The 7,100-nt window shown below is 43.5% G+C and carries 4 protein-coding genes and 2 rRNA genes (1 of these 6 running past the window's edge); all 6 read left to right on the top strand.

The genetic code is table 11. The features are described from left to right. Positions 1 to 982, top strand: a 23S ribosomal RNA gene (locus ECHVI_RS00315) (it extends 1,916 nt beyond the left edge of the window). Between the two features lie 94 nt (positions 983 to 1,076). Then, positions 1,077 to 1,188: ribosomal RNA gene (gene rrf / locus ECHVI_RS00310) — 5S ribosomal RNA — on the top strand. 609 nt (positions 1,189 to 1,797) lie between these two features. Continuing rightward, the gene (locus ECHVI_RS00305; protein ID WP_015263933.1) at positions 1,798 to 2,952 is read left to right on the top strand and encodes a glycosyltransferase family 4 protein; all 1,155 of its coding nucleotides are present in this window, start codon (positions 1,798 to 1,800) and stop codon (positions 2,950 to 2,952) included. Between the two features lie 263 nt (positions 2,953 to 3,215). Beyond that, positions 3,216 to 4,349, top strand: a complete 1,134-nt coding sequence (locus ECHVI_RS00300; protein ID WP_015263932.1) for an aminotransferase class I/II-fold pyridoxal phosphate-dependent enzyme — start codon at positions 3,216 to 3,218, stop codon at positions 4,347 to 4,349. Next, the gene (locus ECHVI_RS00295) at positions 4,339 to 4,941 is read left to right on the top strand and encodes a sugar transferase (protein ID WP_015263931.1); all 603 of its coding nucleotides are present in this window, start codon (positions 4,339 to 4,341) and stop codon (positions 4,939 to 4,941) included. Before ECHVI_RS00300 ends, ECHVI_RS00295 begins: the two co-directional genes overlap by 11 nt. Before the next feature lie 229 nt (positions 4,942 to 5,170). Continuing rightward, positions 5,171 to 7,045, top strand: a complete 1,875-nt coding sequence (locus tag ECHVI_RS00290) for a polysaccharide biosynthesis protein (RefSeq protein ID WP_015263930.1) — start codon at positions 5,171 to 5,173, stop codon at positions 7,043 to 7,045. Positions 7,046 to 7,100 lie beyond the last annotated feature (55 nt).

The raw sequence follows: 7,100 nt of genomic DNA, 5'->3' as shown, positions 1-7,100 counted from the left end.
CGGTAAACGGCGGCCGTAACTATAACGGTCCTAAGGTAGCGAAATTCCTTGTCGGGTAAGTTCCGACCTGCACGAATGGTGTAACGATCTGGGCACTGTCTCGGCCATGAGCTCGGTGAAATTGTAGTCGCGGTGAAGATGCCGCGTACCCGCAACGGGACGGAAAGACCCCATGAACCTTTACTGCAGCTTAGCATTGGCATTGGGCAAACAATGTGTAGGATAGGCCGGAGGCCGTGAAGGGGCGTCGCCAGGCGTTCCGGAGCCACTGTTGAAATACGGCCCTTTGTTTGTCCGGTGTCTAACCCGCCAGAGGCGGGGACATTGCTTGGTGGGTAGTTTGACTGGGGTGGTCGCCTCCAAAAGGATAACGGAGGCTTCCAAAGGTTCCCTCAGCACGCTTGGTAACCGTGCGCGGAGTGCAATAGCATAAGGGAGCTTGACTGCGAGGCCGACAAGCCGAGCAGGGTGGAAACACGGGTATAGTGATCCGGCGGTACCGTATGGAAGGGCCGTCGCTCAAAGGATAAAAGGTACTCTGGGGATAACAGGCTGATCTCCCCCAAGAGCTCATATCGACGGGGAGGTTTGGCACCTCGATGTCGGCTCGTCACATCCTGGGGCTGGAGAAGGTCCCAAGGGTTGGGCTGTTCGCCCATTAAAGTGGCACGCGAGCTGGGTTCAGAACGTCGTGAGACAGTTCGGTCCCTATCTGTTGCGGGCGTGGGAAACTTGAGAGGATCTGACCTTAGTACGAGAGGACCGGGTTGGACGGACCGCTGGTGTACCGGTTGTGGTGCCAACTGCACTGCCGGGTAGCTACGTCCGGAAGGGATAAGCGCTGAAAGCATCTAAGTGCGAAACCCACCTCGAGATGAGGTTTCCGTACAGGGTTGTCATAGACGATGACGTTGATAGGCTGCAGGTGTAAAGCCGGAGACGGCATAGCTGAGCAGTACTAATAGCCCGAAAGCTTGCCTGTGGACACGTTGTATTATCTTTGGTCATGTCGAAAGCCAAAAAGGAAATAAGGATATTGTTCCGTCGCCTGAGAAATGCCGGCGGGACGAAGAGCTTAGGGTGGTACGGCACGGGGGATCCACCTCTTCCCATCCCGAACAGAGAAGTTAAGCCCTGTCGCGCCGATGGTACTGGGGTTACACCCGGGAGAGTAGGTCGCCGCCCGCTTTTATACAGGCCCTTCCGCAACTGCGGAAGGGCCTTTTCTTTTTTGTGCAGGTTCCAAAGTGTTGGGGATCTGCCTACTTATGATTGCCGGACATGTGCCTTGCCACGGATGGGCACGGATAGGAAGGGTTCAGGGTATATTTTTTGGGAGAGAATATTGACATCTTCTTATGAATGGATACTTCATACCGTTAAATGATTGATCCCGCTATTGGCACTGAACGGGTTGATTTATCATGGGAGAAACTCATGGCTATGGATGTGCCGGCTCTCCGAGGCCAGGTATCGGATATGCTACCTAACCAGATTCCTTGTGTTCATGGAAGTTTTTCAGGCAGGGGATCTGTATTCCCCATGAGGATAAACCCTGGTTCCCAGAAATAGCGTTTTATCTTGAAAAGAGACGTATCTCCATTGCCTTAAATAGTTGAAATTCTGAGTAAAGCAATATTAATGAATTGTTACAATCGAGGAATTTGATAAAAAATTAGTATATTTGAAAAATAGAAAAAGAATATTAATATTCTTAGCTGTTTGTTGATGATTTAAGAATGGTGAAGCCTTCACCGATGCCAAGTTTTACATATTGATTACCTTTAATACTTTTCTATGCTATTAGTATTATTTTCTGTACTGACTGCTTTTTTCATAGGGATTATATTAACACCCTTGCTAATATTTCTCATAAAAAAAGGAAATTTATTGGATAAGCCGGGAGGTAGAAAGATCCATAAATATTCAGTGCCCTCTATGGGAGGGATTGCCATTTTCATTGGGCTTTTAGGAGGGATTCTCATTTGGTTGAACTACCTGCAATTGGTAGAAATCAGATTTTTCCTTTTGGGATTGTCTATCATGTTTATTCTTGGTTTGAGAGACGACTTGGTCGAATTGACGGCATATCAAAAGCTCATTGGGCAATTGATAGCTGTGATCACCGTGGTGGTTTTAGGTGATGTGAGGGTATCCAATTTTTACGGATTAATGGGAGTTTATGAACTGCCACTTTGGTTCAGTTACTCGCTGACCATATTCGCTATTATTGGACTGACGAATGCGTTTAACCTTATTGATGGACTGGATGGTCTTGCCGGAACATTAAGTATCATTACCTTTTTGGGGCTTGGCGGATGGTTTCTCTATTCCGGTCATACTACGTATGGTTTTATCGCATTTACATTTGTAGGAGCCGTTTTATCCTTCTTGGTTTATAATTGGCATCCCGCAAAAATTTTCATGGGGGATACCGGTTCTTTGACTTTAGGGTTTGCCTTATCTGTCTTATGCATTAAATTTATTGAAAGTAATGTGGCCATTCCTGCAGACAGTTTTAAATTTCACGCTCCATTAGCTACAGCAGCAGCATTGTTGATAGTTCCTTTTTACGATACCTTGCGTGTATTTGTCAAGAGGGCTAGAAAAGGTATTTCCCCGATGACCGCAGACAAAAGCCATGTTCACCATTTCCTAATGAGAATGGGCTTTAGGCATGATCAGGTGGCCATCATTTTAGGTGCTGTTAAGATTGGGTTTATCGTTTTGATGGTGGTATTTAATGAACTGCCGGATATTGTGATGTTGCCGACGCTCATGGTGTTGGTAGTGGCCGGAGGAGTAGTTCTGGATAGGTTGACACTTCGAAGGGTGAAACAAATTGTCCGCTGCTCTCCTAGAGTACTGGCGCAACGTTCTTATCATGGTATGAGGGCCAAGGTGAAGATTGATGAAAAGGTGCTTAGGCAAGAAGATGTTAATTTGAATTAAGTCTTTACCTTCAAGTATAGATTGTTTTTTCGATGATGGAATTCCGTTATACTGGCTAATGGATCAATTTTTATGTGTGTTTGTGAATGCGTTAGTTCCGAAATACTCTTCTAATTGATGAATTTTTAATTGGTGATTCCTTAAGATAGGGAAAGCCTGATTTGTAAACGACTGAATATTTTTTCATTATAAAATCATTGTTTTTGTGATTTGTGTTGGTATTTTTTATTATTTAGTAACCTACAAATTTCACCTAATCGTTTATGGCAAGGGTCAAGCTTTCTGAACCAGTCTTTAGTGAGGATATTACAGATCAAGTGCGTGAAGCTTTATCAAGAAGAGAAGTGGGCTATCAAGGTTCATATGTTTATTCCTTCATAGCAAAGCTTCAGGGATATACTGGGTGTGATCATATTGGTGTTTATTCCTCAGGTACCGCAGCGCTTCATTTGGCTTTAAGAATGGCAGGAGTTCAACCTGGAGATGAAGTTTTGTGCCAATCCCTAACCTTTTCCGCTTCTGCAAACCCCATAAAGTACCTGGGAGCTACTCCTGTTTTTGTGGGAAGTGAGCGAGAGACATGGAATATGTCTCCGAAACACCTTGAAGCCGCATTGGAGGATAGAAAAAGTAAGGGGGGACGCGTAAGGGCTGTCATACCGGTGCATGTTTTTGGAATGCCGGCCAACATGAAGGCGATCATGGAAATTGCCAATTATTATGGTGTGGCTGTTGTCGAAGATGCAGCAGAAGCTTTGGGTGCTTCTGTAGATGGTCAGTTTTGTGGAACGATAGGCGACTACGGTGTTTATTCTTTCAATGCCAATAAAATCATTACCACAGGGGGAGGCGGAGCACTGTTGACTAAAAGTGAAGAAAAGATACATGAGGCTAATTTTTTAGCCCTACAGGCAAAGGATCCGGCTCCACATTATGAGCATAGTCAGTTGGGATATAATTATGCCTTTAGTAACCTCAATGCCATATTAGGTTGTAGTCAAATGGATCAATTACAAGAAAAACTTGATCAACGAAGACGTGTTTTTGAGTGGTATTCCTCTTTTCTGTCCGAAAGGGGTGTAGCATTTCAGGAAAGTAACCATAACCTCACCAGTAGCCGTTGGTTGACGGCCATTACATTGCCATGTGCGGGACAAGCTGAGCAGCTTAGGGAATTTCTCGAAAGTAAAAATATCGAATCCAGACCAGTATGGAAACCTATGCATTTACAGCCATTTTATCGTTCATGTGCCTATTATGGAGATGGAGTAGAGGAGCAGTATTTTAAAAATGGCCTGTGTCTACCATCAGGCAATGGCTTGACCTATGAAGATGTGGCTTTTGTTTCATCCGGTATATTAGAGTTTCTCGAAAAGTCATCCCATCATGTATCGTAGGATATTAAAGCCATCGATTGATTTGTTGGTGGGGTGGTCAGGACTTATCCTATCCTTACCTTTACTAATCCCCCTTTCTGTCATATTGGCCATAGACTTTAAGGGAAACCCTTTTTTTGTTCAGGATAGAATAGGGAAAGGAGGGAAGATCTTCAAAATCTTTAAGCTACGAACCATGAAAGACATAGTTCAATCCAATGGGGATCTGTTGCCTGATAAGGAGCGTTTAACGCTTTTAGGTAGATGGTTGAGGAAGGCTTCCTTGGATGAACTTCCACAGTTTCTGAATGTTGCTTTGGGTGATATGAGTTTAATCGGTCCCAGGCCTTTGTTAGTGGATTATCTTCCTTTGTACAGCAAGGAAGAATCAAAGCGCCATGCTGTTAAACCAGGCATTACGGGGCTGGCGCAGGTAAATGGTAGAAATACGATCAGTTGGAAAGAAAAATTTGCTTATGACCTGGAATACGTTAACCGAATAAGCTTTAAGCTGGACGTTAGGATTTTGGTCAAGTCTGTAAGGAAACCATTTGACGTGAAAGATGTCTACACGGAGGAAGAATATGTAGCTCCATTTCGAGGCCATGAATAGAAGAGCACTGGAGTATCAGGCTTGATATTTATTTTGCAGTGCGATTTTTTTAGATTCACTCATTTTAGGTTATGAATACCAAAAAGTGTTTTTCCAAATGTTTTTTGTGTGTTTAATTAATACTACATTGTGATATGTTGTTAGATCAGCAACTTTATAGGATCTTTTTTATGATATAATTATTGATTTTCACCAATAATTGTAACATTTTTAAGCAAACATAGTAATAATGATAAAATGGATCACCCGTACAATTGATTCGGTGATTCTATTTCATTCCATTGTCCTTGCATATTTTTTAAGATTTAATTTTGAGTGGGAAGTTATCCATCAGTATCCAGTTTTGGATAGTGGATTGCTTTTTATGTTTTTAGGAGTAGGAGCGATGCTTTTGACGGAAAAGGAGAAGTGGCTTGGAAGTAGATCACGGATAGGAAATTTCGCTTTAGTGGCGCATACCGTCATGGTAGCACTTATGCTAGCATCTCTAGCCTGTTTGGTGACAGAAAAGCTGGTGCTAAAGGCTCCCTTCGTGCCTATTTCTGTACTCGTTATAGGTGCGCTTTTAGCGTATTTTTTCATGTCTTTATATCGATTGTTTGTCAAGGAGTTCTATGGGATGTATTTAAAGAAAAAACAGCCACAAAAGCATATTGTGATTTTCGGGGCTGGTGAAGCGGGGAGGCTGTCCAAAACGGTTTTAGGAAGCCAAGTCGGATCCAATCAAAAGATCCATGCCTTCTTGGATGATGATATGCAGAAAGCAGGAGGAAGCATTGGCGGGATACCTGTTTATCATGGACTGGATCGGCTCAAAACCCTCCAGAGAGATCATGCCATTTCTGATTTATTGATTTCTATTATGTGCATTTCCCCAAGAAGGAAAAAGGAAATTATTGAGGAATGTTTGCAGCTGGGGATCAAGGTAAGTGTCGTGCCATCCATTGACGAATGGGTGAAGGGAGGTTTTAACGTGGGTAAGATTCGGCAAATCAAAATCGAAGACTTACTGTCCCGACCTGAAATATCACTGGATAACCCAGCGGTGTTCAGCCAAATCTCAGATCGGGTGGTCATGGTGACCGGGGCCGCAGGATCCATAGGGAGTGAGTTGTGCCGTAAGATTATCGAGCATAAGCCAGCCTTATTGATTATGGTGGATAAAGCGGAATCAGCGCTTTATGACGTAGAGCAAGAGTTTAGGAGTGGTCGTTGGAAAAGCCAAATCAAGCCTATCTTGGCAGATATTCGAGATGCCAAAAAGATGGATCGTATTTTCAAAATGTACAAACCTGCTATTGTATACCATGCAGCCGCCTACAAACATGTTCCCATGATGGAGAACTATCCAGAGGAGGCTGTTACCAGTAATGTGCTGGCCACCAAAAATCTTGCGGACTTGTCGGTGCTGCATAATGTAAGTCAGTTTGTTTTTGTCAGTACGGACAAGGCGGTAAACCCGACCAATGTAATGGGGGCGTCCAAGCGGATAGCGGAAATTTATATCCAAGCTTTGAGCAGGTATCTTGATGTGGAAAAGGGCCAAGTCACAAAATTTGCCATTACCCGGTTTGGAAATGTGCTAGGGTCCAATGGCTCTGTCATCCCACTGTTTAAGAAGCAGATTGAACAAGGAGGGCCTGTTATGGTCACCGATCCCAATATTTCAAGGTATTTCATGACCATCAGTGAGGCTTGTCAGTTGATACTTGAGGCTGGAGCGATGTCCACTGGAAACGAAATTTTTATTTTTGATATGGGAGAGCCTGTGAAGATCCTGGATCTGGCCAAGAAAATGATCCAGTTAAGCGATAAAAAAATAGGAGAAGACATCAAAATCGTATTTACAGGACTACGTGAAGGTGAAAAGTTGCACGAAGAGCTCCTGTGTCATTCAGAGCAGCTACAGATCACCCACCATCCCAAAATCCGAGTGGTGAAAATGGGCGATATGGCTTTCAGTAAGGTGAATTATCAAATAGAGTTTTTTGAGCGATTGTTAATCTTAAGTTCGGACACTGAAATTGTCAGACATATTAAGCATATTGTGCCCGAATACGTCAGCAATACCTCTCGGTACCATGTTTTGGATCGGTTAAATTGAAGACGGTGTTTATCAGAGAGTTGATTTATTTCGGTGTGGATTTTGGGTGTTTAGC

Origin of the sequence: Echinicola vietnamensis DSM 17526 (genome assembly GCF_000325705.1) — a bacterium.
In the GTDB taxonomy this organism is placed as follows: Bacteria; Bacteroidota; Bacteroidia; order Cytophagales; family Cyclobacteriaceae; genus Echinicola; species Echinicola vietnamensis.
This window is presented reverse-complemented; position numbering and strand designations above follow the sequence as displayed.